Annotated in this window: 17 protein-coding genes and 2 pseudogenes; 8 read left to right on the top strand and 11 right to left on the bottom strand. The window is 37.9% G+C overall.

Going from position 1 to position 25,138, the window contains the following annotated elements; genetic code table 11:
• The first annotated feature begins 100 nt into the window (after positions 1 to 100).
• Entirely contained in the window at positions 101 to 277 is a 177-nt protein-coding gene (locus ACDG22_RS06215) for a hypothetical protein (protein ID WP_007565371.1), read from the top strand.
• A gap of 164 nt (positions 278 to 441) precedes the next feature.
• Complete coding sequence (locus ACDG22_RS06210) at positions 442 to 1,776, top strand: NADP-specific glutamate dehydrogenase (RefSeq protein WP_007565369.1); 1,335 nt, start codon at positions 442 to 444, stop codon at positions 1,774 to 1,776.
• 149 nt (positions 1,777 to 1,925) lie between these two features.
• On the opposite strand, the gene ACDG22_RS06205 is transcribed toward ACDG22_RS06210, so the two are convergent.
• Genes ACDG22_RS06205 through ACDG22_RS06175 form a run of 7 tightly spaced genes read right to left on the bottom strand, consistent with a single transcriptional unit; the run spans position 1,926 to position 11,070 of the window.
• On the bottom strand, positions 1,926 to 2,621 hold the full coding sequence (locus tag ACDG22_RS06205; protein ID WP_270230566.1) for a DUF4493 domain-containing protein: 696 nt from the start codon (positions 2,619 to 2,621) through the stop codon (positions 1,926 to 1,928).
• 11 nt (positions 2,622 to 2,632) lie between these two features.
• Positions 2,633 to 4,828, bottom strand: a complete 2,196-nt coding sequence (locus tag ACDG22_RS06200; RefSeq protein WP_270230567.1) for a DUF4493 domain-containing protein — start codon at positions 4,826 to 4,828, stop codon at positions 2,633 to 2,635.
• On the bottom strand, positions 4,821 to 6,440 hold the full coding sequence (locus ACDG22_RS06195; protein ID WP_270230568.1) for a PCMD domain-containing protein: 1,620 nt from the start codon (positions 6,438 to 6,440) through the stop codon (positions 4,821 to 4,823). The genes ACDG22_RS06200 and ACDG22_RS06195 overlap by 8 nt, the downstream gene beginning before the upstream one ends.
• A gap of 11 nt (positions 6,441 to 6,451) precedes the next feature.
• Positions 6,452 to 7,180 carry a hypothetical protein gene (locus ACDG22_RS06190; RefSeq protein WP_177593100.1) on the bottom strand — a complete coding sequence of 243 codons (729 nt, stop codon included), beginning with the start codon at positions 7,178 to 7,180 and terminating at the stop codon, positions 6,452 to 6,454.
• Between the two features lie 7 nt (positions 7,181 to 7,187).
• Complete coding sequence (locus ACDG22_RS06185; protein WP_270230569.1) at positions 7,188 to 8,852, bottom strand: DUF4493 domain-containing protein; 1,665 nt, start codon at positions 8,850 to 8,852, stop codon at positions 7,188 to 7,190.
• Between the two features lie 41 nt (positions 8,853 to 8,893).
• The gene (locus ACDG22_RS06180) at positions 8,894 to 10,246 is read right to left on the bottom strand and encodes a DUF4493 domain-containing protein (protein ID WP_270230570.1); all 1,353 of its coding nucleotides are present in this window, start codon (positions 10,244 to 10,246) and stop codon (positions 8,894 to 8,896) included.
• A gap of 17 nt (positions 10,247 to 10,263) precedes the next feature.
• Positions 10,264 to 11,070, bottom strand: coding sequence for a DUF4493 domain-containing protein (locus tag ACDG22_RS06175; protein ID WP_270211948.1), 807 nt, complete (start codon positions 11,068 to 11,070; stop codon positions 10,264 to 10,266).
• Between the two features lie 265 nt (positions 11,071 to 11,335).
• Between ACDG22_RS06175 and ACDG22_RS06170 the strand changes: the two genes are divergently transcribed.
• The gene (locus ACDG22_RS06170; protein ID WP_302558955.1) at positions 11,336 to 12,451 is read left to right on the top strand and encodes a PCMD domain-containing protein; all 1,116 of its coding nucleotides are present in this window, start codon (positions 11,336 to 11,338) and stop codon (positions 12,449 to 12,451) included.
• Between the two features lie 35 nt (positions 12,452 to 12,486).
• Entirely contained in the window at positions 12,487 to 13,269 is a 783-nt protein-coding gene (locus ACDG22_RS06165) for a porin family protein (RefSeq protein WP_022125249.1), read from the top strand.
• A 435-nt stretch (positions 13,270 to 13,704) separates the two neighbouring features.
• Here the strand turns inward: ACDG22_RS06165 and ACDG22_RS06160 are convergent, their stop codons facing one another.
• Positions 13,705 to 15,288 (bottom strand): PCMD domain-containing protein, encoded by a 1,584-nt coding sequence (locus ACDG22_RS06160; RefSeq protein WP_270244599.1) that lies wholly within the window; start codon positions 15,286 to 15,288, stop codon positions 13,705 to 13,707.
• Positions 15,289 to 15,506: 218 nt separating this feature from the next.
• On the opposite strand from ACDG22_RS06160, the gene ACDG22_RS06155 reads away from it, so the two are divergent.
• The gene (locus ACDG22_RS06155; RefSeq protein ID WP_270230572.1) at positions 15,507 to 16,355 is read left to right on the top strand and encodes a helix-turn-helix domain-containing protein; all 849 of its coding nucleotides are present in this window, start codon (positions 15,507 to 15,509) and stop codon (positions 16,353 to 16,355) included.
• Between the two features lie 177 nt (positions 16,356 to 16,532).
• Positions 16,533 to 16,821, top strand: a pseudogene (locus ACDG22_RS06150) (DDE transposase); the annotation flags it as partial.
• A 376-nt stretch (positions 16,822 to 17,197) separates the two neighbouring features.
• Here the strand turns inward: ACDG22_RS06150 and ACDG22_RS06145 are convergent.
• Positions 17,198 to 17,953, bottom strand: a complete 756-nt coding sequence (locus tag ACDG22_RS06145; RefSeq protein ID WP_177593018.1) for a hypothetical protein — start codon at positions 17,951 to 17,953, stop codon at positions 17,198 to 17,200.
• A 524-nt stretch (positions 17,954 to 18,477) separates the two neighbouring features.
• Positions 18,478 to 19,335, bottom strand: coding sequence for a hypothetical protein (locus tag ACDG22_RS06140; protein WP_177593019.1), 858 nt, complete (start codon positions 19,333 to 19,335; stop codon positions 18,478 to 18,480).
• Positions 19,336 to 19,494: 159 nt separating this feature from the next.
• Between ACDG22_RS06140 and ACDG22_RS06135 the strand changes: the two are divergent.
• A pseudogene (locus ACDG22_RS06135) lies at positions 19,495 to 20,364 on the top strand (IS982 family transposase).
• Between the two features lie 126 nt (positions 20,365 to 20,490).
• On the opposite strand, the gene ACDG22_RS06130 reads toward ACDG22_RS06135, so the two are convergent.
• Positions 20,491 to 23,445: a PEP/pyruvate-binding domain-containing protein gene (locus ACDG22_RS06130; protein ID WP_177593020.1), complete on the bottom strand. Its 2,955-nt coding sequence runs from the start codon at positions 23,443 to 23,445 to the stop codon at positions 20,491 to 20,493.
• A gap of 232 nt (positions 23,446 to 23,677) precedes the next feature.
• Here ACDG22_RS06130 and gdhA point away from each other — a divergent pair, with 232 nt between their 5' ends.
• Positions 23,678 to 25,015 (top strand): NADP-specific glutamate dehydrogenase, encoded by a 1,338-nt coding sequence (gene gdhA, locus ACDG22_RS06125; RefSeq protein WP_007565341.1) that lies wholly within the window; start codon positions 23,678 to 23,680, stop codon positions 25,013 to 25,015.
• Positions 25,016 to 25,138 lie beyond the last annotated feature (123 nt).

Genomic DNA, 25,138 nt, shown 5'->3' with positions numbered 1-25,138 from the left:
AGGAAAAGCTGAAATCGGGAAAATGACGAATTAAAATTCACAGAAGAATTACTTCATTTTCTGATTTCAGCTTTTCCTTTTTTATCCATAAACAAAAGCTATGAGAAAACCACTAACAAAAACCCAAAGTGTCATACTTACCCTGTTTTGGGCAGCTCTTTGTTTTGTAGTCCTGACTTCTTCTCCACGTATTGACGGACCGCTTATCACAATGCTTCTCATTTCAGGAGCTTTGGTATTTATTCCTATCGCTAAATCTATGAAAGACAATAAATAATAAGCATTTACACATATTTAATTCACAAAATCAAATATTTTGATATTTTTTCTTTGATTTTATTTATCAAATGTTGCACAAATAAATTTTTATCTATATTTTTGTCACATCAAAAATTGATCAATTTAGAAAATCAAATAATCCAACAACTAAATAGATAATTTATGAATGCAGCTAAAGTATTGGAAGATCTGAAAAGAAGATTTCCTAATGAGCCTGAATATCACCAGGCAGTAGAAGAAGTGTTAGGCACTATCGAAGAGGAATACAACAAACACCCAGAATTCGACAAAGTAAATTTGATTGAACGCTTGTGCATTCCTGATAGAGTTTATCAGTTCCGTGTAACTTGGATGGATGATAAAGGCAATATCCAGACTAATATGGGTTATCGCGTTCAGCACAACAATGCAATCGGCCCGTACAAAGGCGGTATCCGTTTCCATAGTTCTGTAAACTTAGGTATCTTGAAATTCCTTGCTTTCGAGCAGACATTCAAAAACTCTCTGACAACACTTCCTATGGGTGGTGGTAAGGGTGGTTCTGACTTCTCTCCACGTGGTAAGTCAAATGCAGAAGTAATGCGTTTCTGCCAGGCGTTTATGTTGGAGTTATGGCGTCATATCGGTCCTGAAACAGACGTTCCAGCCGGAGATATCGGTGTTGGTGGTCGTGAAGTAGGTTTCATGTTCGGTATGTACAAAAAGCTGGCTCACGAATTTACCGGTGTATTGACAGGTAAAGGTCGTGAATTTGGTGGCTCATTGATTCGTCCTGAAGCAACTGGTTACGGAAATATTTATTTCTTGCTGGAAATGCTTAAGACACGTAACATAGATATTAAAGGTAAAACTTGTCTTGTATCAGGTTCAGGTAACGTAGCTCAGTACACAGTAGAAAAACTGATCCAACTGGGAGCAAAAGTTGTTACAATGTCTGATTCAGACGGTTATATTTATGATCCGGACGGTATCGACCGTGAAAAGCTGGATTACATCATGGAACTGAAGAACTTGTACCGTGGCCGTATCCGCGAATACGCTGAAAAGTATGGCTGTAAATATGTAGCAGGTGCTCGTCCATGGAACGAAAAAGCAGATATCGCTCTTCCTTCTGCAACTCAGAATGAAATCAATGGCGATGATGCAAAAGCATTGGTTGCAAACGGTGTAATCGCTGTTTCGGAAGGAGCAAACATGCCTTCTACTCCAGAAGCTATCCGTGTATTCCAGGAAGCTAAAATTCTTTATGCTCCGGGTAAAGCTGCTAATGCTGGTGGTGTTTCTGTTTCTGGTTTGGAAATGACTCAGAATTCTATCAAACTGAGCTGGAGTCAGGAAGAAGTAGACGAAAAACTGAAGAGCATCATGAAGAACATTCACGAAGCTTGTGTACAGTATGGTACAGAACCAGACGGTTATATCAACTACGTGAAAGGTGCAAACGTTGCCGGCTTCATGAAAGTTGCCAAAGCTATGATGGCTCAGGGTATTGTATAAACAGATTATCCCTAACATAAAAACAGAAACGGGTGGAATGCAAATAACGTTCCACCCGTTTTTTATATCAGTAAATACTGTTCACAACAACAAAAAATCCTCCTTTATTCATGAAGAACAAGAAGGATTTTGTGAATGTTATCAATCCTTTACTCTTTCAAAGACAAAGAATGAGTATCCCAGTTGTAAACAACAGTATATATCGTATTTGTGTTTATGACTTCTCCTTCATCTTTTCCCCAATCACCATTTAATGTATTCGTTTCTGAATCAGAGTTTGTCAAAGTCAACTGATAACTGAAAGAAACACCTTCAGAATAGGGAAAATAAACAATATCTCCATTGTCTAAAGCTACAGTTCTATCTCCAGCAGTCACTGTAAAATCATATCCCTGTAACCAATCCCCGATCACCTCCGACAGATTTAGGCTTACAGCAAATGTAATCGTAGTAACCTTAACTTTCAATCCAGTAGTTTCTCCCAGTTTTACGACAAAAGGAACTTCCGTATAATAAACAGGCTCGCCTTTCTCATCGTTAGTCCAGCCTTTTTCCACTCCATAATTCGGACTATACACTTTCAACATATAATCATCTGCAGCATCCAATTCGATTTTATTCTGCATTTCTTCAGTAGAAAGTGTGCGAAGCTTCTCACCCCCCTTCCACAATTCAACAGTCCAGATTATATCATCAGTTGAACGCGAAGCGACTTCTGCCACAGTTTGCGATTGGACTTCTATACCAGAAACAGACATATAACCTGCCCCAGATAAAACTTCTTTTTGCTGACAACCAATCAGCAAAAAGATTCCACACAATATATAAAGTATATTTCGTTTCATGACTTCATCTTTTATTTATCAAATGCCAAGGAAATATCATCTATCTTCAAAATACTTCCCATATGCACAGTCCAATCGCCAATCACTGGATAAGTTATAGTTGTTCCTAAATCAAAATCACTCTGAGAAAGTGAAGTTTTATTCGAGGCCAAAAACTGCACACATATAGAAGTTGCTTTCTCAAAAGGTTCAGTATAATTAAAATCAACTGTGGCGTGTCCATATTCACCATTTTCTTCCGAAGAGGCAGCAGGTTCATACGTTCCAGTTGCAATTTCCCGATCTCCATTCTTTAAAGACACAACAACCTTGAAAGCATCAGAATTATAGGGCTTATATTTATACCAAAAAGACATCGAAGTTGGACGAGAACCAAAATCATGCCCTTGTATAATACCAGAGTCATAAGTTCCAATAAACAAGCTACCTACCATAGCACCACCGACATAAGTACCCGCAGTATTGGCATAGCCATCACCACATCCCGAAAGATACATCAACGCAGCTTTTGTGCCTCCATGAGCATCTTCTGTATAACTGACACAGGATGCAAAGCAACCTTCATACCAAATTCCAAAAGCATACGTTCCTCCTTGAGCTTTATCGTTGTTTGTTGCCCACCAAGACGAGCTGGCATTACCTTCTGCATAAGGATGGAAAGTGTAATAAGTTTTATCCTTAGAGGGCCATGTACCCGATTTTTTCTTTTCCTCAATATACCATTCTTCCATATCCGAATTCGGTAACTGTTGCGGAGTTTCCAGCACCACATCCACTGGCTCTGTTTCGATACCCTCACGATAAACAGCACGTATCTGATATTGCTTATCCACAGGATAGTCGTCAAACTGTACCAAGCGATCACAGTCTATCCATTGCTCGTCGCCTTTCTTACGATATTGATATTGAATTTTCTGCGAAATCGTTTCGATATCTCCAGTCTTTATATCACAGCTGTCTACACTAAATTCCTTACACCAGAAGTTTCCCGGATTAGTTACGATAGAGAACTCCGGCTTATTACACTTAAGTGTATAAACCCGATTTACTGTTGCATCTTCACTAGCCCAGCGGTTATTGGCCTTCACATCCACTTCTATTGTTGACGTAACAGTTGCTCCCTTATTCGTCATCAGCTGTGGTAATAAAGAAGTAAAATCCAAAACAGCCTCCGTTGCTCCAACTTCCGGTAAGGAAATACCTAATGCATTTTCAATCGCAGACTTATCTTCAGCACTAGACAACAAATATTCTTTTCCTTGTTCCAATCCAGCAAACTTAGTATCTGCCGAATTAAATTTCAACTTCAACTCCTGCAAGGCAGATGAAAGTTTCAAACGAATAGTTGCCGATTTTTTTTCTGTTTCAGCGAACGAGAGCTCGTTATTCAGAAAACCATCCGATTCCAATTTCGGCTTAGGCATAAACTCTGAAGGTATCGTTTCAGCAATAGAAACCGTTTCCGTTTCAAGTTTCTCAATAGAAATACCTACTCCCGATGAAATTTCTGAATCATCCAGACCTAATGTAACCTTTACATGAGTCTTTACTGCAATATTTGCAAACTGCTCCTGATCCGGAATATCATATACGACCTCTTTTCCCGTACCAGATAAACGGCCATGGAAAACCAGCTTCACTGACGAACCTGCACGAAAATAAGCACTCTTTCCTGAATCAGCATCCAGATCGACAGACTCACTGCCTACAGATACTGTTACGAAATAGGATTCATACATCTTGTTCAGACTCTCTCTGTTATAAATGACAGACAACAGAGAATTGGCTACAGAGCAAGATATAGAAGCTGAAGTCATTTCTCCTTTTATCACTTCCCGTGCATTCAAACTTCCTACATAATAGGGAGCATCCAATGCAATCACTGGATTATCACCATACGTAGCAGTCAAATCGTACAGGCCTTCCTGTAATAAAACATATTCCTTACAAGTTCCCTTATAGGCAGATTTATCGGTACCACTATATAGAATCTTCAACTGAAACATTTCTGTCAGCGGATCTTCCAACTCAGAAGGAGCTTTACGTGAATATGCTTTATTATCCTCATCAGTCAAGGTAACAAGCAATCCCGTTTTGCCAGATAAATCAGTTTCCTCATTCTCCTGACACCCTCCCAGTAGCATACATAGCAGCAGCGAGCACAAGCCTCCTATCCACTTCATATATTCAATAACTAATTTATTCATAACCTAATTCAAATTCATCTACCCACAACGTACTGCCGTCGCCAACCTGTCCGATTACTTTCTTTCCATTCTCATCAAAATCACCGCCATACTTACTGGAAGTAGCAACAATCGCGATTTTCGCAGGTTTCGATTCAGTATTACTATACTTAATATCAAACTCAAATTTCGTATATTCAGTAACAGTCTCTGTACCAATAAACTCACCATAAGCTATTTCCTGTCCGGCATCATCCCATAATCTTAAATAAATATGGCATTGATCTGTTTTCAGATTTCCGGGAACAGTACCAGCGTATGTAACAGGCATTGATTTATATTTATAATACCCACTCAGTTTTGTAGGACGGGCTCCAGAATAAGCACGTCCAAACGACGGACTCGACTCAGGTTTTCCTACATTCGTTTTATAAGTCCCGATAAACAAATTACCGGCAGCAGCACCGACCAATAAAATATCTCCGTACGTATACATTTTGGCAGACTTTCCTTTATAAGCATCACTACCTGTAACAGGTACGGTACTCGACTCCTTATAAATAGTCACTCCCTCATTACCTGTAGCCCAATAAGCCTGTGGATCATCCAGATTATCGGCAACAGGGTTCGGATACCATGTTTTTCCATCTTGTGTCCAAGTTTCGAAATTCATGTTGGGAAGAGTCACAATCGTTTCTGTCTGGAAAGAATATACATCGCCTTCACTACCTCCGGCCAGTGCCCGTACTTCATAATCCGTACCACTCTGCAACCCCGTAAGTTCAGCAGAATAAGAAGTGCTTCCTGTTTCAGTAATAGCCGAATTATCCAATTTCGTCCATTCCTCATTACCTTTCACACGATATTCCACAGAAATATCAGTTCCAGCACGAAAACTTCCACTGATATAAGCCTTAGTAGCCCATGCATTTACTTTTTCTACAGAAGCGGCTACCGATGATTTCTGTACATCCACCGTCCAGTCGCATATATATCTGCCATTACGGTAAGCCTTAAACACACGTGGACGAGTAAAATCCGTTACTGTTGCCGGATCTGGATCTAATACTGTTTTTGAGCCCTCCAGATTTAATTTTTTAATCTTGATATTCCGGTAATCAGCATCTTCCGTGACATAAATAATAGCAACATGATTATATAAGTCCAATGAAGGAGCAGTACCCGACTGATTCTCCACCTCAATCACACGTTCAATTTCTTGCTTTACAGTCACCCTCCACTGATAATCCTGATAAGTTTTCAACAAGATTCTAACTGGATTCGTAAAATCAATAGCCGTATTGGCATTAGCAGGAAGTTCTGACAGCGAACTAAAACTGAAATTAGGAAAACCATTCGGTTTAATACATGCTGCAACATCCGGATAGATTGAAGCTTCCGTATTGGCAATCAGTTTCGTAACAGGTAAACTGTCAATAAAAGCATCCTCCCCTATAGTAAGCTCAATAGTACGAGCCTGATTATTGAACACAGCCTCCCCTTGCATTCCTTCCACCTGAAATTCCTGAATTACTCCCTCAATATAAGGGTAAGGAATATCATTTTCTATACACGAAGACATGTTCAGCAATAAAAGAAAAGCAAAGCTATATTTCAAAGCCTTCATTATCATAATCCATCAGTTTAAAAATAGGTACAGATACCTATATTTATCGAAAATATATTAATCTTAAAATCAGCCGAGCTCTGACGGTACGAACCATGTTCTACCTGATTGGTAGTCTGTTCAATCCACTTGAAGTCCAGACCAACGACATTAATCGACACCTCGACTGCCATATTGTTCGTAACGAAAGCCGTCAAGCCCGGCGCCGCACCAATCTGTAAACGATGAGAGGTCTGATAGGTACCCGTAGCTTTCTCATCCGACCCGGACAACGTTTTTCCCTGACCATATCCATACGTCAGACGAAGCTCATTGAAAAAGCCAAAAACTTTACTGTTTCCCAGCCCCATATATGTGCGTAAAAATCCGGCAGCAGTATATTCATGCTCCAGATATTTATAATCGCTGATATCGAATGTCAGGTCATCTCCCAAATCCAGATTAATACTACCTATATCCGCATAGGTACGGTTATAATTCAAACGCACACCGGCAGCCATATTATCACGGAAAAAATATCCGGCATATGGACTTACCTTAAAGGTATACCCTTCACCGTTTACATCATCCAATATCAGAAGCTTATAATTATCACCGGTCAATTCTGTATAAGAGAATGTGACACCTCCCATCCACGATCCTTTCGGAACAAATAAGGAGGGCTTTATATTACGATCATAACCTTTTCGTGCGTAGACCGAAGTTACGCACAAAAAGGTTAATAATAAAATGAAATATTTCTTCATGCAAACATTAATAGTATGACAATTCAAAATCATCTACCCAAAGGGTACTGCCGGCTCCAATCTGACCAACTACTTTCTTACCACTAAAATTACCACCATAACGACTGGAAGTAGCAACGATTGTTAACTTAGCAGGACGTTTCTGAGTATTACTATAATTAATAGTAACTTCAAACGGAGTATATGTACCAACAGATTCAGAACTCACGAACTCACCAAAACCTATTTCTGCCCCACTTGCATCCCATAAGCGAATATAAATATTACATTCATCAGTTGTAAGTGTACCTGGTTGAGAACCATAATTGATTGCACAAGAAGTATATTTATAATAACCTGAAAGTTTTACAGGACGAGCCCCTGCATAATCACGACCAAAATTTACACTCGTTGATGGATTCGTCATATTGGTTTTGTAAGTTCCAATAAACAAATTACCAGCAGCAGCTCCAACCAGCATTACACCATCAACAGTAGTCATCTTAGCAGCTTTTCCGCTATGCGCTTCACTCCCCTCAACAGGAACAGTTGTAGCATCCTTGATAAGAGTCACTCCAGAATTACCGGTAGCCCAATAACTATCTGAAGCATCAGCATTGGCATACCAGTTCTTTCCGTTCTGACTCCAAGTATCAAAGTTCAGATTCGGAATTTCCACATACGATTCTGTAGTAAACGTACAAGTTTCGCCTGTTTTATCTCCACATACAATATAATATTCGTACTCCGTACCGAAATCTAGCGGGGCAACCTTTACAGAGTAGTTCTTAGTGCCTTCTTCCTGAACAGCTTCAATTGTAGTCCATTCAGCATCGGCTTTCTTCTTGTAACGGAACTGTACCGGAGAAGTAATTTCCGCTAAATTACAAGAACCCGACAAATAAGCAAACTGTCCCCAAACCTTAGAAGCATCGTTCTTAATATCGCTGGTTACCATATCAGCACTTTCCTGCTTGGTAGGTACTTTTACTGTTACGTCGTACTGATGAATAGTCTGGTCTACAGATATATCGAATCCGGCATTACCTTCCGTAATATCCAGATTTACTTTATAGTGATAAGCAGCTTCCGCTTTCGAAGTGATTTCCTGAGAGAAAGACTTTCCATTACCGAAATCAACTTTTACAGTCAAAGGCTGACCAGCTTTTACATAAGCAGCACGTGCTTCATCTTCTACAAATGGAATGCTCAGCGCATCAGCACCTTCTATATAACATGTATAACCAGCAAAAGTAGATTTAAAAGTTTCCGAACAATTTACAGAAACCATTGTCTGAGCCAGTTTACAAGCTACCTTCACACTTTTTGCCTTATTAGCCTCAATAAGCACACTGCTTTGTCCTTCATAATATGGCAATGCATCAAACCCTTGAGTTTCCACAACCTTATCGGCTGAGTATGCCTTGATGGTATAAGTTGCTACTCGCAGTAATACATCATCCAAGTTTCTCCAGTCATCGGCATGCTGTACAACAGTATTCGATTCATCCAATATATCAACAGCTATTGCTTCCGATTCGGTTATATCGGCACGAGTAGTTACACTCTTATTGATATCAACAGCAGACAGCTGGAGATAGCCATATCCTTTGGTCTCATCTATTTCTGACTGACAGGAAGAAATCAATCCTGCCAAAAGAAATAAACTAGTAACTAATATATTTGTTTTCATTTACCTCTATGTTTTATTATTATCCTTTTAAAGCAGGATTATTATTCTGTTACATTCACGGTTAAAGCTCCCTCCTTAGTTTCGTTACCATCAGAAATGGTCAAATTAAACACATGAGAACCTGTAAGATTACTTGCAGGTAACATCCCTACTAATGAAGTTACCTCAAATTTATAAGATGTTAATGTTCCAGCATGCAACTGGGTATAAACTTTTTCTGATATTAATCCTAAGTTAAGTAAATTATCCTTAGCAGTAGGTCTTTCTTCTAAATTACATAAATCAAAAGGTTCCGCCAGGTCCAAACCCTCCAATAAAACAGGAAACTCTTTATTATCACTGCTTATTGAAACAACTAATGACTTAATGCCTTTCTCCGATGCCATATCGACTTTAACCGTAGGAACTTCTCCTGTAAGAGTCAAATCATATATCTTTGGGATACCTGTAACAGACAAAGTTCCGGTAGTCGGTTCTTCCGGTTCTTCACCACCACCTTCACCCGGGTTTTCCGGACCTTCATAAATAATATTACCTACAGGGATTTTAATTGTTTCACCCACTTCAGTGAATGTCAGGTCAACTATAATACCGATAGAAATATAAGAATCTGTAGAACCGTCTTCTGTCAGTTGAATATTAAAAGAATCTCCACCAGCCAAATAAGATTCGCTACCCTCTGCATCAGAAGGCTTCTGAATAGTTACTTTCAATTCAATAAAATTACCTTCTACAGAAGTTGCCTTGATAGAAGCATTCAGGCTGTTCTGGCGTTCAGGAACCTGAAAATAATATTTCTTACCAAGAGAACTCTTATCGAATATTCGGGTGGCACCATCTCTATTATCAACTATTACTGAATAATCATCTTTAAAAGCTTCTTCAAACGAGCTTGTCAAACCTATTGATACTTCAACACATGCCAACTTACAAGTCAGATCAACATTTGTAGCAATACCCTTCTTTACAGAGAAAGTCTGTTCCCCTTTAAAATAAGGACGCTCGGATACTGTTACATTTTCACCTTCGTAATTGTAAGCAGTTACAGCATAGCTTCCTTCACCCAAAGGAAGAACTACCTTACCGTTTTCGTTCTTCAATTCACTGACTTTACCTCTGGCTGCTTCTTCCTGAGTTTCAGTATTCGTAACAACCAGTGTATAATTGTCTACATTTACATCTTCTTCATTAAAACTTCCGGTAGTAGTTCCGCCGTCTACAGTTTCTCCGGCACGACTTATTGTTACTCCGTTATAAATAGATGCCAGGTCAAGCTCCAGTGTACCGGCATTTTCTCCGGCTCCTCCTTTACCCAAAAGTTCGTCACGCATTTCGCAAGATGACAAACTTACAATAAGGCCTAAAAGCCATATTAAACTCTTATATTTTTTCATTTTATTCGTATTTTATCTTAATTTGGAATGTAATCACCCGGGATATTAACAGTAACATCTTCTTCTGTTACCCCACCATCAACAGTAATAGTCAAGCCCAGCTTACCTCCTGCAATAGCTGCTTTATTCGGCTTGATAGTCAAAGTATAAGAATAGCAAGGTTTCAAATCGATTACCTTAGAAGTATCGAAACCATCAACAGATACAGGTTCACCATTTTTATCGATTAAAGAGAAGGACAAAGTAGCATTTGTACCTTCATCACCGGTTTTCAGATAAAGCTGCTGACCTTCATTCGACTTGTTCATAGTCCAAGCCTCATCCATATAGTCGGTCTTTACAGTAACGGTACAATCCTGGAAGTAATCTTCGAATGCATCGTTATCACCATTTCCTTTATAAACCAAAGTAATTCTGGCATTGGCAGGTTTACAAAGAATAGAAACAGTTTTTTTATCACCTTGAGATACCGTAAATGTCTGACTACCCTTTACGTACAGTTTGTCGTAACCAGCAGCAACATCCTCTCCATAATAAGCGGTCAGTGTATAAGAAACACCAAAATCAACTTTCTGTTCTACATCCAAATCTCCATAAAGCTGATCTGTATAAACAGGTTCTTCTCCTTTATATAGAGATACCTTATAATTGTTTACGTTACGGTAAGCGCTCTCATCTACAGCGCGACTATAAGACAGATTGGTCGACAAATCAACCATGATACTGCCTTGCCCTGAAACACTCTCTTTTCCTTCTTCACCCGAGCAACTGCCTAAAAAAGCCAGTAACATTACAGAAGAAAGAACTTTTAAATAGTTTTTCATTTTCAGTCAATTAGTAATTTTATTTTTTCGGAGCACAAAGTAATAGAATTTTCAGCTTATCGAAAAGGTCTGTTTTTTCTATTTTTGTTCTATTTTTTATCTTTCCATACTTATACCATATCATAAAGTATCGAAACTCATATATTTTACTAATATTGTTTTAGTCTATTTTTCATAAATATAGTATAAAAATTAAGATGGAATTAGCTTCCAGCCTGCTTTTTTTGTTGTATATTTGCCACGTCAACGATAATTAAAAAGAAACATGAATTTTAAAAACATTTTAATCGGAATCACCTTATCCTTATCCACAATATCCTGCATTCAGGATGAAGCATTAAATGTAGAAGCGGCAATAGACGGATGCAGTGGAGCAAATATCCAATTAATAAACATCAATGAAATAAGCAGAGAAATCGAGATTTTCGTTTTCGAAGGCTCTAATATAGCAGCTCAGGAATTGAATTTCACTCTCCCTGACGGAGCTACCATCAGTCCAGACCAATCTCAAAGCAAGGACAATCCACCTTACTACGATTTCAGCACTGAAAAAGAGCGTACCTTCACTGTCACATCCGAAGATGGAAGTAACAAGGCAACTTACACAGTTAATCTATACACAATAGAGCTGCCTTTAAAATATTCATTCGAAAACTTAAGAGAAATCAATCCATATCATGTATTATACCTGACTGATGTAAATGGTATCATGCAATGGGCAAGTGGTAATCAGGGATATAATTTATGCGGCATGGCAACCAATGCCATACAATATCCGACATCACAGGCTGACGGAGGAGTAGAAGGCAAATGTGTAAAACTAGTTACTCAGTCAACAGGAACCTTCGGTATGAATACCAATCCTAAAATGCCGATTGCAGCCGGAAATCTCTTTATCGGCTCTTTCAACATGACTTATGCTATCATTGCTCCACGACAAGCAACTCAGTTCGGCTTCCCCTTCACACGGAAACCTCTGAAAATGTCGGGATACTACAAATATAAACCGGGAGCAACATTGACAGACCAGAACGGAAATGTCATTTCAGGAAAAACCGATACCGGTGATATCTATGCCGTGCTTTATGAAGCACCCAACAGTGACTTCTCGCTGGATGGTGACTTATTTACAGAAGGCAACGAGAAGGCAAAGAACATTGTTTCAATGGCACGTATAGACAAAACAGAAGCAACCGACCAGTGGGCCAGATTTGATCTGGACTTCAAGCTCCAAAATGGTAAAACCATTAATGAAGATAATCTGAAAGCTGGTAAATATAAACTTGCCATTGTCTTCTCTTCCAGCATTCAGGGAGCCTATTTCGAAGGGGCTATAGGAAGTGAGCTTTGCATTGACGAAGTAGAAATAACTTGTGAATAATACAATTCAATCATCTAGATATTCGAAACAGGAATATGAAAAAATATATATTTATATTAGCCGCGGCACTTACCGCAGGAGCAAATTTGTTACATGCACAGTCTACCGAACATAAAGGTTTGCTATGGTCATCCCTACATGGACTGGATTACGAATTCAAGGCAGGAGTAAATATCGGAGGAACTTCACCGCTTCCTCTTCCAAAAGAGATCAGAAGTTTGGACAGTTACTCACCGGGACTTGCCATAACAATTGAAGGAAACGCAACAAAATGGGTTGATGCTGCCCAGAAATGGGGAATAAGTCTTGGAGTAAGACTTGACAGCAAAGACATGACCACACGTGCTACAGTAAAAAATTACGGAATGGCTATCTTCAACGAGGTAGGCGGAAAAGTAGAAGGACTCTGGACCGGAGGTGTCAAAACCAAAGTCAAGATGTCGTATATCACTATTCCATTGTTGGCAAACTATAAAATCAATAACCGCTGGAAAGTTGTAGCCGGCCCTTATTTCTCATACATGATGGATGGAGATTTTTCAGGAGAAGTTTATGAAGGACATTTGCGCACTCCCGATGCAACGGGAAGCCGCATTGATTTTGAAGGTGACAACTCAGCTGCATATGACTTTTCTGATGAATTACGTCGTTTCCAATGGGGTATTCAGGCTGGAGGAAGTTGGAAAGCTTACAAACACCTCACTGTACACGCCGATTTGACATGGGGACTCAATGACATATTCAAGAAAGACTTCAATACTATTTCTTTTGCCATGTACCCCATTTATCTGAATTTCGGATTTGGCTACGAGTTTTAACCTCGCATAATGGAAATGCATATTTTTCAAGCCTCTCATCAAGTTTTCAGCTATTGAAGAAAACGTGAGGGCAAACCAAAGATCAGGCTCTTCCCAAAAGAGTTTATTACATTAAGAATCAACCACTTTACTTACTATAAAAAAGGCTCTGTCATTCTCCCAAATACGATTGATAGAGCCTTTTTAGTTTATATCAGATATCTATATTTTAGGAATCACTGCATACTAAAAAAAACATGAGCATAAATTCAAGAAAACTTGCCCAAGAATTGGATAAAACATCAGCATGTTTTTTTATAATTTGTACAAATTCTTTTTGTACAAAAAAGTTATATATTCTATCAGATAAATACATAAAAAAATAAAAGACAAGTATCAAAACATAACACTGATACTCGTCTTTTATTTTTATAAAAACAAGAATTAATCTCTATTTCATTCAGCGACCAATTCAAAGTCGTCTACAATCAGCGTACTTCCCGGAGCTCCCCAAAATTTATCACCATCTTTACTAGCAGAACAGATAATAGCCATACGATATTTTGTATCAGCATTGTATTCTTTCTTCCAGTCAAGAGTCAAATTAAATTCTTTCCATTCTGTCTGTTCACCACCAGTCAACTGCGCAATAGCAGCAACACGACTAGAAGTATAAATATTCTTTTCAGTATCAGCAACTCCTGTTAAACAATCTGACCAATTCTTTGTATCATACTCCTCAGTTTCATACAAAACAACACTAATCATAAATTCATCAGTTTTTGTTTTGTCCAAAACAGCCTCATGACAATGCTGATCGTATGGTTGTTCATTTACCACGTAAAAGTCCGGTCCCGGAGTATACTTATACCAGCCTTTCAATGAAACTGGTTTTGCAGAATAGGGAATACCAAACTTAGTACTATTCAATGTATTAAATATATCTGTAATAAAAGTACCCAAGAACAAAGATCCGGTTGTAACTTTAGGTGCTTTAGCAAAATACATATCTTTTCCTTTAGTATCAACAGAAGTTATTAAAGCAGCTTTCTCACCAGAATGTGCATCATTGGTAGCTTCAACAGCATAATGATCTGCCAGTTCCATTCCCTTTAGCATCTGAACTCCAGCATTACTTGAACACCATCCATCCGGATTATAGAAAGTCATATCAGGTTCCTGACCTTCTACACCAGCAACCCAAGTTTCAAAACCATAAACTGTAACCTGAGAAGAAACAGAAGCCACATATTCTGCAGTTGAACCGTTTTCAGCAGTAACTATGTAAGTTACAGTCTTACCATTCGAAAAGTCTCCAACTTCACCACTTGCAGGAGTAACCGTTGCTTTTTCAGAAACTTCAATAGTCGGAACTAAAGCAGCCAGTTCTTCTGCTGTAGCTTCTGAATTTACAGTAAATTTAATAGTCTTAGACGTTTCATCGATAACAGGTTCTCCCATTACTACAGCATTAGCAGCTGCAACTTCTTTGTCGAAAACAAAAGAAAGGATCTTAGCTTCACTGCTTTCTGTACCAGAAAGTTTAGTACCAGAATAAGCTACTTTTACAGTATAAGGTACTGGAGATCCCATCAGTTTGACATCATCTATATCCAAATCGAGTGTAAGAGTTTTATCTTCAAAAACTCCATTTGCTTTGATTCCAGCAGACAGCAGCCCTGTTACGTCCATCGAAGAAGTTGCTGTAAAAGTATATTTACCATTTCCAGCATCAGTCAACTGGCAACCACTTACTTCAATATCACCTAGTTGCATTCCACTGAAAGAAAAGTTACTGATTTTTAAATCTACAGTATTTTCTCCAGCATTAGTCACAGAAACAAGCTGAGCAGGAACATTACCAGCAGGAACATCTCCAGTTTCCATTTTCAACGTAACATTCAATGCTCCTTTATAATTACCTGCAACATTAGCACTGACCGGTACTGTTACAGCAGGTTCATCATTATCACTACAAGAAGTGAACAAGCTCACTGTACACAATACAGCAAACAAGTAAAAAAACAAATTCTTTTTCATTTGATACCTTAAAATTTTATTTTTATTAATCGATGCAAAGTAATAACCTTTCAGACGAACTGACAAGGTCTAATTTTATTATTTTTGTTCTATTTTTTAATATCACATTGATAGCTCACATGTAAATCATTAATTTATAAAGTAAAACAGATTATTTAGTCTGCTTATGAATAGTCTATATTTCAAAAAACATATAACTTTGTAGAAAGTTTTAAACGATGGAAAAAGAATTACCCAAAATAGATTTACCGGAAGAATGGATTGTAGGAACAGGCATAAGCAAGGAACTTTTAAGCTTATACACCAATTTTCCCTGCCGGATAAAATCGGAAATTTTCGTTCTGTGTATGAGCGGTGAGGTAGAAGCATCGGTCAACCTGAACCGTATAATTGTACGCGCCAACGATTTTGTGACAATCATGCCCGGAACAATTCTTCAGATACATAGTGTAAAAGGAGAAATGGAGCTATACTTCGGAGGGTTTTCATCGAAATATGTAGAACAGGCTAACTTAAACCGTTCTACAATGAATACTTTATACATCACTTTAGGACGCCCGCTCATTACCCTCCGTCAGGAAGGTGCTGCACTGCTGAAAGATTATCTCTGTTTTTTGATAAAGCTGTATGAATTCTTTAACGAGAATACCCGAAAGTTCATAACTCCACACCTCTATAATAATATACATATAGGTATAGCAGCCATGTACAGCAACCGGGCAAATGAAAACAAAAGTAATTTGTCGAAGAGCGAAATATTATGCAAAAACTTCACTCAGCTGGTCATGCAGAATTACAATAAAACACGTAATGTAGCATGGTATGCCGAAAAGTTAGGAATAACTCAAACACACCTCTGCACTACGGTAAAACAGGCAACGGGAAATACCTGCATGGAAATTATTTCGCGCATGGTTATCATGGATGCAAAGTCGCAACTAAAATCAACAAATCTTTCGATTCAGGAGATTTCAGACTCGCTCAACTTTGCTAACATGTCCTTTTTCGGAAAATATTTTAAAAGATATGTGGGGATGAGCCCGCTGGATTACCGGAATAACGGATAAAATCAAGTAAACTTCTAACTCATTTAATATAAGAAGGGACATTCAGTAAATAGTATAAAATTAGCCAACTAATTCATACACAAAGTGTTGCAAATTAGTTGGCTTTTTTGTATCTTTAGGTATTCCCCCGAAAATAAGGTTTGACGGCCAAAACAGGGGAAATCCTCCAACAAAGATATGGCTAAGATACAAAATATTTCGGATATTCACCCTACCTTGGGTTTTACAGAATTTGATATTCTGGAAAAATATCGCAAGAGTTTTAATGAGAGTGAACTGGGCAGGCTTCATTCAGTGTTTCCTTTTGAAGTTATGGCAAAAAACATGGGGCTGTCTGAAAATCGTCGGCCGCAGGAACATATTCAGTCCTTCCGCAAAGATTGCCATTATGGTCCTAAAAGCCTATACCGGACTCTCTGACAGACATCTTGTGGAACATCTTAACGGCAACCTACATTACTGTGGATTTTTTTCGGAATACATACGGCAAATGCCGTACTGATGATAGACAAAATCAGGACCAGAACAGCTAAAACGGCATGACATGATTTTCATAACCAGAATCTGAAGAGGGCATCAGACTTCTTCCGGAGAGCCATGTCTTAACGGTTAGAATCAAGAGAGAAAATACAGAAAAACTACAAGAAAAATGGCATATGGAGGATTATGTTATATCATCTTCATATGCCATCATATATTTTAAGGACATTTACTGAATATCCCTAAGAAATAATACTTTTTAATGCCTCAGGAATCACTGGAACTTTAATACTTAATATCTAATTAATAGTGTTCCTGAAGCAAAAACTATTATATCTTATAATGATAAATTACAGAGTTTATTATTTTGAATTAAAAAACTCAACAAAATCAGATCCAGCTTGAACGGCATACTTTTGCAAAACTTCAGATATTTCAAAATCATCACCACAATACAATTTTATATCTTTCTTAAAATTTATATCCACCAGACTCTTCTTGGATTCTGCTGAGAGAATCTCCCAATCTGCCACATAAGTAACTGTGACATCACCCGAATAGGTTTTAGGCAAGTTATCTAAAGCCGCTTGACTAACATCATTCATTAAATAATCCCTACGAGTAGAATTTGAAGCAATTCGAATATCTCTAGATCCTTCTACATACATCGTCAAACTTTTCAAATTCACAATATAATCTCCCTCAGTACAAGGAAATTTCTCGTTTTTCAAGCCATTAACTTCATCACTCAAAACGCATACATTATTCTTTCCTTTTTTTATTCCTCGGAAAACCTGAGAGATTGCAGCATCCGACAAAATACTACTTGTAACCAACGTATCAACCTTAAAAAGACTTCCACCTGCTCCCTGATATTGCTCACCCTGTTTTAAATTAATCAACTTCCGACTTTCTGCTTTCAAAAAGACCCCATTATCCGGCAAATAGTTCGGATATTGTGTTGTACTTATGAAATAAGACTTTCCTTTTTCCATCAAAGTCTTTATTTCAGACAAAGATTGTCCAGATTCATGTACCAATGCAGGTTGTTGTTTTGCAGTTTTACATCCCAATAAACATACAGAAACTAAAATAGACAAATAAAGTGGCACTTTCATACGCATAGACTTTTAGTTTAACTATAAATATTTTTCAATCTTATTCTGTGTAATAAACACAAAATTACAATTTTGTCCTGCTCCGTCAATAAAATAAAGAGTTCCTTAATATTAATTGAAATACAACCTTTTTATGAGTTTTAAATAAGATAATTTGATTTTCAATAAATTGATAAACAAAGACAAGTAATTTTTTCCAATAAATTAGAATACTTCAATAAAATAAACTAAACACCCAGTTGATAAATATGATAAAAAACAAAATGTTAGCCACTCCATCCACTGACTAAAAATCAATTGTCGACTTTTATGTTTAATTAATTCTGATAAAAGTAGTTTGTAGGATATTATAAAACTTTAGAAATATCAATAAATAGAACATATCAAATAATAAAAGCTATCTTAGAAGTCTATTTGAAAAGATTAATTTCAACAATAACAAAAAAATTTCCTTTTCTCTATTTTAACAATACACTAATGATGTAATACAATTAAGAATAAAGAAGCCATTTCAATAAAATTGTTTAATAGACAAAATCTTCCAAAGTAAAATTTACATAGATATGTTTTGTACTTTTATTATATTCACCCGTTTTTTCTGCACTTCTATACTCCGTACTTCCACCTTGGTGTATTTGCATAAAAGCTGAAACCGTATAAGTTCCATTTTCCTTCTTTCGCTCATAAACGTAAATATTATTCGTATTTTTATAAATTTGATTATCATCAATAAAAACAGAACAAGTAAACATAGCCATTGTTTGAGGAAATGAAACATGAATAAACAATTGCTCCACAAATGAACCACCCTCATTCATGATAACCATTCCAGAACGTGATACCATAGTCCATTCTGTATACATAATATTATCATAACCAGGATCATAATATTGACCTGGGTATGCCATATGTAATAATCTATACCGTATTCCAATTTTACCTTTAGGTAAACAAGCCGCATCAATATCCACACATCGACTCGGTGATTTTTCTTCTATTATACCATTTTGATATTTCCCTTTTCCATCCCCTAGCCACTTCCACTCAGATTCCGGTATAAACTGAAGATATTCATCCCCATCAGAAATTTTTCTATATTGAACTTGCAATCTATGGTAATACTGCCAATCATAAGAAAATCCCCATGAGTAAACCAAACTAACATATCCTGCACATGTATCAATCGTAGCTACATCATATGGAGTATCTCTATATCCACTCCAATATTCACTGGGGGCAGGCAATCGCTCTGTAGAATTCCACCAAGTTGGTTCATAACCAATGGACCTTGATTTGGGTATACTTTGTACCTCCTCTAAAATATTAGAGGAACAAGAAGAAATAAAAGCAAATAAGCACAAATAGATAAACGATTTTTTCATAATATATATAATTAACGTGAATTCGAAATAACAATAAATATATTTCACTGATAATTAAAAATATATCAATAAAAGCATTAAATTTATAGTGCTGAATCATTACATTTAAACGATTGCCGTCATGTTTCTAAGTGACTTAAATTTACAAAAAATTATTGTATATCCAAAGATTTTTATAAGGAATTTACATTGCAACAGGAAAAATATATGATTTAAGGATAATAAGACCAATCACCGTAATAAGCCCAACCGTATAGTAATGTTGATATTATGGTTATTCTTATCCTATTTCATTCTGGTAGTTTCCGCTGTTTCAAGCATTACTACAAGGAATATGTGTGCAAATATCTGAAAAAACTTTTTCCACGTTTGGTATCCTATAACCGTTTAGTAGAATTAGAGAAGGAGGTATGCTTTCCTTGACCATTTTTATCAAGAAAGCATTGCTGGGACCTGTACAGGCATCAGTTTTGTTGATTCAACTCTCTTACATGTGTGTCGTAACCCAAAAATCTTGATTCATAAGATATTTGAAGGGCTTGCCGAGCGTGAAAAATGTTCTATGGAATGGTTCTTCGGATTCAAACTGCATCTAATAATCAATGATAAAGGAGAGTCCTCAATTTCATGTTCACTCTTGGAAACGTGGATGACCGAGAACCTTTGAGGCTGGGAAAGCTCCTAGAGAACATCAAAGGAAAATTATGTGCTGACAAAGGATATATCGGTCAGGCTCTGTTTGAGAACCTTTTCCTTAATGGCATACAGCTTGTCACTAAAGTTAAAAAACAATAGTATGAAGAATTCACTGATGAGTATTGCCGACAAAATTCTACTCAGAAAAAGAACCTTGATTGAAACAGTCAATGATGAACTGAAGAACATAGCACAGATAGAACACTCCAAACATCGTTCATTCAATAACTTTATAGCCAACTCCTTTCGGCTATAGCAACATACTGCTTGTTTGAAAAGAAGCCCGCCATTGAAGTAAACTTTGTTAATGACAGGCAACTGTCTATTTTCTAATTTTATTTCACGTTATATTAGTTATTAAATCTAGAAATAGCCGTATCACAGACTTTGTTTTTAAGTTATGATACGGCTATTATTTTTATTACGTCACAGAACACCTGTATTACACTTCTCGTCCGATCAGTCAAAACTAACCACTCCTATTTTCTTCTTACCATTCATCTTGACAGCAAGCGGCTTATCGAAATGTACCCAGCGTAAATACTTGGTTTCTTCCACAGCCGGCATACTGTTCAGCAATTCCTGATTATACAGTCCGTCGTTCATATAAGCATTTATCGTAAAATAACCGACACCGAAGGATGTCAGATTCTGGAAGAAATGAGTACCCTGACTCGGATCGACACGATAATTGGTGAGTCCAGCCTCTACAATGACACGTGCAGCCGATATATTAGGCCATTTTACCGGAATACCCAGCCATGTATCACTGCTTCCCCAGCGTCCCGGACCAATAAGAATATAATGCTTTCCTTCATCCAGGAAGCGTTTGTTAAGTTTCTCTATATCATAGGCAATCAGCTGATTATTGGAAGCGGAATATCCTTCGGTCTTTACATATATTACGTCTTGAATATCGTCCATAATACCTTGTCCGAGAGAATTTACACTCTTCAGCAGGAGCTGGTCTTCGGGGATAGCATCCAAATCTTCATTCAAATCGGCTTTCATATCTACCATCGGACGTATCTGTAACAAATAGAATACTCCTTTCTTCTCTGCTGCATTCAGATTTACGGCAAACTCAATCTCTACGGGACGACGCATTTCTCCCTGTCCATATTTTTGAACCAATTGAAGAATACGTGCCAATGGAAAGACATCGTGCTGAAGAATATTGGCAAAAGTTATCACTTTACGTCCACCCGGATAGATTCCGTCGCGTATTACCATATCATACGGATCGTATGTTGAAGCTATATAATTCAAAGAGCCATCGTTTTCGGCTTCCTTCACAGGAAGCTTTAACAGGTTAAAACCATCATCGAGTGAAAAATTTTGCCCCATATTTTTCAAATCGAGGGCATAAAAACGCGTCTGAGTTTCACGCAAAGCCATTTCCATCTCACTTGTCTGGAGCACTTTATCGGGATGGTAAGGACAAACTCTCAACGTAAGTCCTCCATCGACAATATATTTTCCTAATCCCAGAGCAAGACTTACAGTTCCCTCTTCTGCCAGTTCATCGTTAATCGGATAATAATTGATAGAACGTGCTACTCCTGAAATAGAAGGATAAAAACGGTCACCGTATTGAGTACCTACCACTTCCTGTAAAATAACAGCCATCTTTTCCTGATCGATAACGTTGCTGGTAGCTTGCATATATGACTTACTGTCTTTGTAGTAAACCGATGCATAAACACCTTTTATCGCATCACTCAGCATGCGCAGCATCTCATATTTATCTGTAAGGTAAGGAATCATATAAGTAGAATAGATTCCAGCAAATGGCTGATAATGAGAATCCTCTAGCAAGCTGGACGAACGGATAGCAATAGGTGACTTCACAACATCGAAGAAGGCGAAAAAGTCTTCAACCAGTTTGTCGGGCAACTTGGCTCTTAAAAAAGCACGTAATATGGTTTCATCATCAGCATCACTCAGTGCCACCTGATACAGCTGGTTCATATCCATGAATTCATCGAATATATCTGTACAAAGTACCACCGTCTTGGGAATCACAACCGAAGCATTTTCAAACTCTTCGAATTCGGCATGCCTCTTTACCATATTATCAATAAAGGCAAGTCCTCGTCCCTTTCCTCCCAGCGAACCGTCACCGATACGGGCAAAGTTAGAATAACGGTCAAAACGGTCACGCTGGAAAACAGCTACAACTCCCTGATTTTTCATTTTGCGGTACTTCACAATCGCCTCGAATATAATCTGGCGATGAGCATCGATGTCTTGCAAAGACTCCCAGGTTATTTGTTTCAAGAACTCTGCAACGGGGAATATGGCGCGCGAATATAACCAACGCGATATATGATTACGACTGATGTGATAAAGGAATGATTCGGCCGGTATAGAGAAAATGGCATTTTGAAGTTCCTTCAAATTATGCACACGTACCACTTCCTCCATCGTATTCGGATTGCGGAAAATGAAATCACCAAAACCAAAATTTTCGGAAACAGCTTCGCGCAGGTCGATATTCATTTTCTTCGAGTTCTTATCGATAAACTGAGCACCGCAACTAAGGGCAAACTCTTTGTTGCTGACTTCTGCCGATTGAAGAATCAATGGAATAAATGGATCACGACTTCTAACTTCGGTAAGAAAACGAATACCTGCATGCGGATCAATTTTATCCTCACGCGGATAACGGGCATCCGATATGATACCCAACGTATTATTCTGGTATTTATTGTATAAGTCCATCGCCTCTTCGTAAGAGCGGGCCAGTACTATTTTAGGACGCCCGCGCATACGCAACGTACGCTGGTGCTCATTCAATGCTTCGGTGGCAAACTCCTGACTTTGGCGAAGCACGAACTTATACAGATTAGGTAGTACAGACGAATAAAAACGGATGGAATCTTCTACAAGTAATATCATCTGTACACCCACCTCTTTTATATCGTGTTCCAGATTCATCTTGTCTTCTATCAACTTTATGATAGATACCAGCAAATCTGTATTTCCCAACCAGCAGAACACGTACTCGAAAATACTCAGGTCTTCATGTTCCATTCGTTCTTTAATACCATGAGAGAAAGGTGTCAGAACAACTAATGGTATATGAGGATATTTTTCCTTTATCTGACGAGCAATGTCGAACGTATCACTATTGTCCGATCCGGGCATACAGATAACCAGGTCGAACATTGTATTTCCCAGTTGCTTCCATGCATCTTCCTCAGTAGACACTTGTGTAAAGCGAGGAGGATAACGAAGACTGAGATTCATGTATTCGATAAATATCTTTTCATCAATGCGACCGTCATCCTCGAGCATGAAAGCATCATACGGATTTGCCACAAGAAGTACATTAAAGATGCGTTTAGTCATTAAACTGACAAACTGGGTATCTTTAAAATAAAGTTGGTTTAATTTTAACTTACTGAGCATAGCTTCAAGGTTTAAGCTTTATTTGTTTAACAAATAACGTGATTTCTATTGATTTGTGCAACTTAGCAGCAGATAAAAATTACTTTCAGACAAATGTAGCACCTTTCAGGCTTTAACTTTTTATCACTTTTCACCCGCAAAAACATTCTGAAATATTTTGATGTTCTACATAAAAACCTATCTTTGCAGTAACAAACAATTTCATTTTGTCAGACCTTAAATTAAAAATGTCATGAACATTAACCAGATTATGTCATCTCTGGAAGCTAAGCATCCGGGTGAATCAGAGTACTTGCAGGCGGTTAGAGAAGTTCTACTTTCTATTGAAGATATTTACAATCAACATCCCGAATTTGAAAAAGCATCACTGATAGAGCGTTTGGTTGAGCCAGACCGTATCATAACATTCCGTGTACCTTGGGTGGACGACAAAGGCAAAGTACAAGTAAATTTAGGTTATCGTGTACAGTTTAATAATGCCATCGGCCCGTATAAAGGTGGTATCCGTTTCCATGCATCTGTAAATCTTTCTATCCTGAAATTCTTAGGTTTCGAACAGACATTTAAGAACGCATTGACAACTCTTCCGATGGGTGGTGGTAAAGGTGGTTCTGATTTCTCACCACGTGGCAAGAGTGATGCTGAAGTTATGCGCTTCTGCCAGGCATTCATGCTTGAATTATGGCGTCATGTAGGTCCAGACATGGATGTTCCTGCCGGTGATATCGGTGTAGGCGGCCGTGAAGTTGGATATATGTTCGGTATGTACAAAAAGTTAACACATGAATTTACAGGTACATTCACTGGTAAAGGTTTGGAATTCGGCGGTTCATTAATCCGCCCAGAAGCTACTGGATTTGGTGGTTTGTACTTTGTAAAACACATGCTCGATAAGAAAGGTATAGATATAAAAGGAAAGACTGTGGCTATTTCCGGTTTTGGAAACGTCGCATGGGGAGCAGCAACCAAAGCTACTCAATTAGGCGCTAAGGTAGTTACTATCTCTGGTCCGGACGGATACATTTATGATCCAGATGGTATCAGCGGAGAAAAGATTGACTATATGCTTGAACTGCGTGCTTCTGGCAACGATATCGTAGCACCGTATGCCGACAAGTTCCCTGGCTCTACTTTCGTAGAAGGACGTCGTCCATGGGAAGTAAAAGTAGATATTGCTCTGCCTTGTGCAACCCAAAACGAATTGAACGGAGAAGATGCCATGAACTTGATAAATAATTCCGTACTTTGCGTTGGAGAAATTTCTAATATGGGATGTACTCCAGAAGCTATCGATGCATTCATCGAACATAAGCTAATGTATGCTCCGGGTAAAGCTGTAAATGCCGGTGGTGTTGCAACTTCAGGACTGGAAATGAGCCAGAATGCAATGCATCTGAGCTGGACTGCTCAAGAAGTGGACGAAAAATTGCACCAAATTATGCATAACATCCATGAACAATGTGTAAAATACGGAACTGAACCTGACGGATATATCAATTACGTAAAAGGTGCCAACATTGCAGGATTTATGAAAGTAGCACATGCTATGATGGCTCAAGGTATTGTCTAAAGAACTAAAAAACAAAAGAAAGAATAGAAATTGCAATTTTCTTGTCCTCAAATTTTTATTTGCAGTTTCTATTTCTTAATTTTACAATATATCTCGTTTAGTTGTATTTGTATTTTGTATTGT

The sequence above is a fragment of the Phocaeicola coprocola genome (genome assembly GCF_041333015.1).
In the GTDB taxonomy this organism is placed as follows: domain Bacteria; phylum Bacteroidota; class Bacteroidia; order Bacteroidales; family Bacteroidaceae; genus Phocaeicola; species Phocaeicola coprocola.
This window is presented reverse-complemented; position numbering and strand designations above follow the sequence as displayed.

Excerpts from the sequence above, each read along its gene's own strand:
- ACDG22_RS06215 (WP_007565371.1), top strand. The coding sequence starts at position 101 with ATGAGAAAACCACTAACAAAAACCCAAAGTGTCATACTTACCCTGTTT.
- ACDG22_RS06210 (WP_007565369.1), top strand. The coding sequence starts at position 442 with ATGAATGCAGCTAAAGTATTGGAAGATCTGAAAAGAAGATTTCCTAAT.
- ACDG22_RS06205 (WP_270230566.1), bottom strand. The coding sequence starts at position 2,621 with ATGAAACGAAATATACTTTATATATTGTGTGGAATCTTTTTGCTGATT.
- ACDG22_RS06200 (WP_270230567.1), bottom strand. The coding sequence starts at position 4,828 with ATGAATAAATTAGTTATTGAATATATGAAGTGGATAGGAGGCTTGTGC.
- ACDG22_RS06195 (WP_270230568.1), bottom strand. The coding sequence starts at position 6,440 with ATGATAATGAAGGCTTTGAAATATAGCTTTGCTTTTCTTTTATTGCTG.
- ACDG22_RS06190 (WP_177593100.1), bottom strand. The coding sequence starts at position 7,180 with ATGAAGAAATATTTCATTTTATTATTAACCTTTTTGTGCGTAACTTCG.
- ACDG22_RS06185 (WP_270230569.1), bottom strand. The coding sequence starts at position 8,852 with ATGAAAACAAATATATTAGTTACTAGTTTATTTCTTTTGGCAGGATTG.
- ACDG22_RS06180 (WP_270230570.1), bottom strand. The coding sequence starts at position 10,246 with ATGAAAAAATATAAGAGTTTAATATGGCTTTTAGGCCTTATTGTAAGT.
- ACDG22_RS06175 (WP_270211948.1), bottom strand. The coding sequence starts at position 11,070 with ATGAAAAACTATTTAAAAGTTCTTTCTTCTGTAATGTTACTGGCTTTT.
- ACDG22_RS06170 (WP_302558955.1), top strand. The coding sequence starts at position 11,336 with ATGAATTTTAAAAACATTTTAATCGGAATCACCTTATCCTTATCCACA.
- ACDG22_RS06165 (WP_022125249.1), top strand. The coding sequence starts at position 12,487 with ATGAAAAAATATATATTTATATTAGCCGCGGCACTTACCGCAGGAGCA.
- ACDG22_RS06160 (WP_270244599.1), bottom strand. The coding sequence starts at position 15,288 with ATGAAAAAGAATTTGTTTTTTTACTTGTTTGCTGTATTGTGTACAGTG.
- ACDG22_RS06155 (WP_270230572.1), top strand. The coding sequence starts at position 15,507 with ATGGAAAAAGAATTACCCAAAATAGATTTACCGGAAGAATGGATTGTA.
- ACDG22_RS06145 (WP_177593018.1), bottom strand. The coding sequence starts at position 17,953 with ATGAAAGTGCCACTTTATTTGTCTATTTTAGTTTCTGTATGTTTATTG.
- ACDG22_RS06140 (WP_177593019.1), bottom strand. The coding sequence starts at position 19,335 with ATGAAAAAATCGTTTATCTATTTGTGCTTATTTGCTTTTATTTCTTCT.
- ACDG22_RS06130 (WP_177593020.1), bottom strand. The coding sequence starts at position 23,445 with ATGCTCAGTAAGTTAAAATTAAACCAACTTTATTTTAAAGATACCCAG.
- gdhA (WP_007565341.1), top strand. The coding sequence starts at position 23,678 with ATGAACATTAACCAGATTATGTCATCTCTGGAAGCTAAGCATCCGGGT.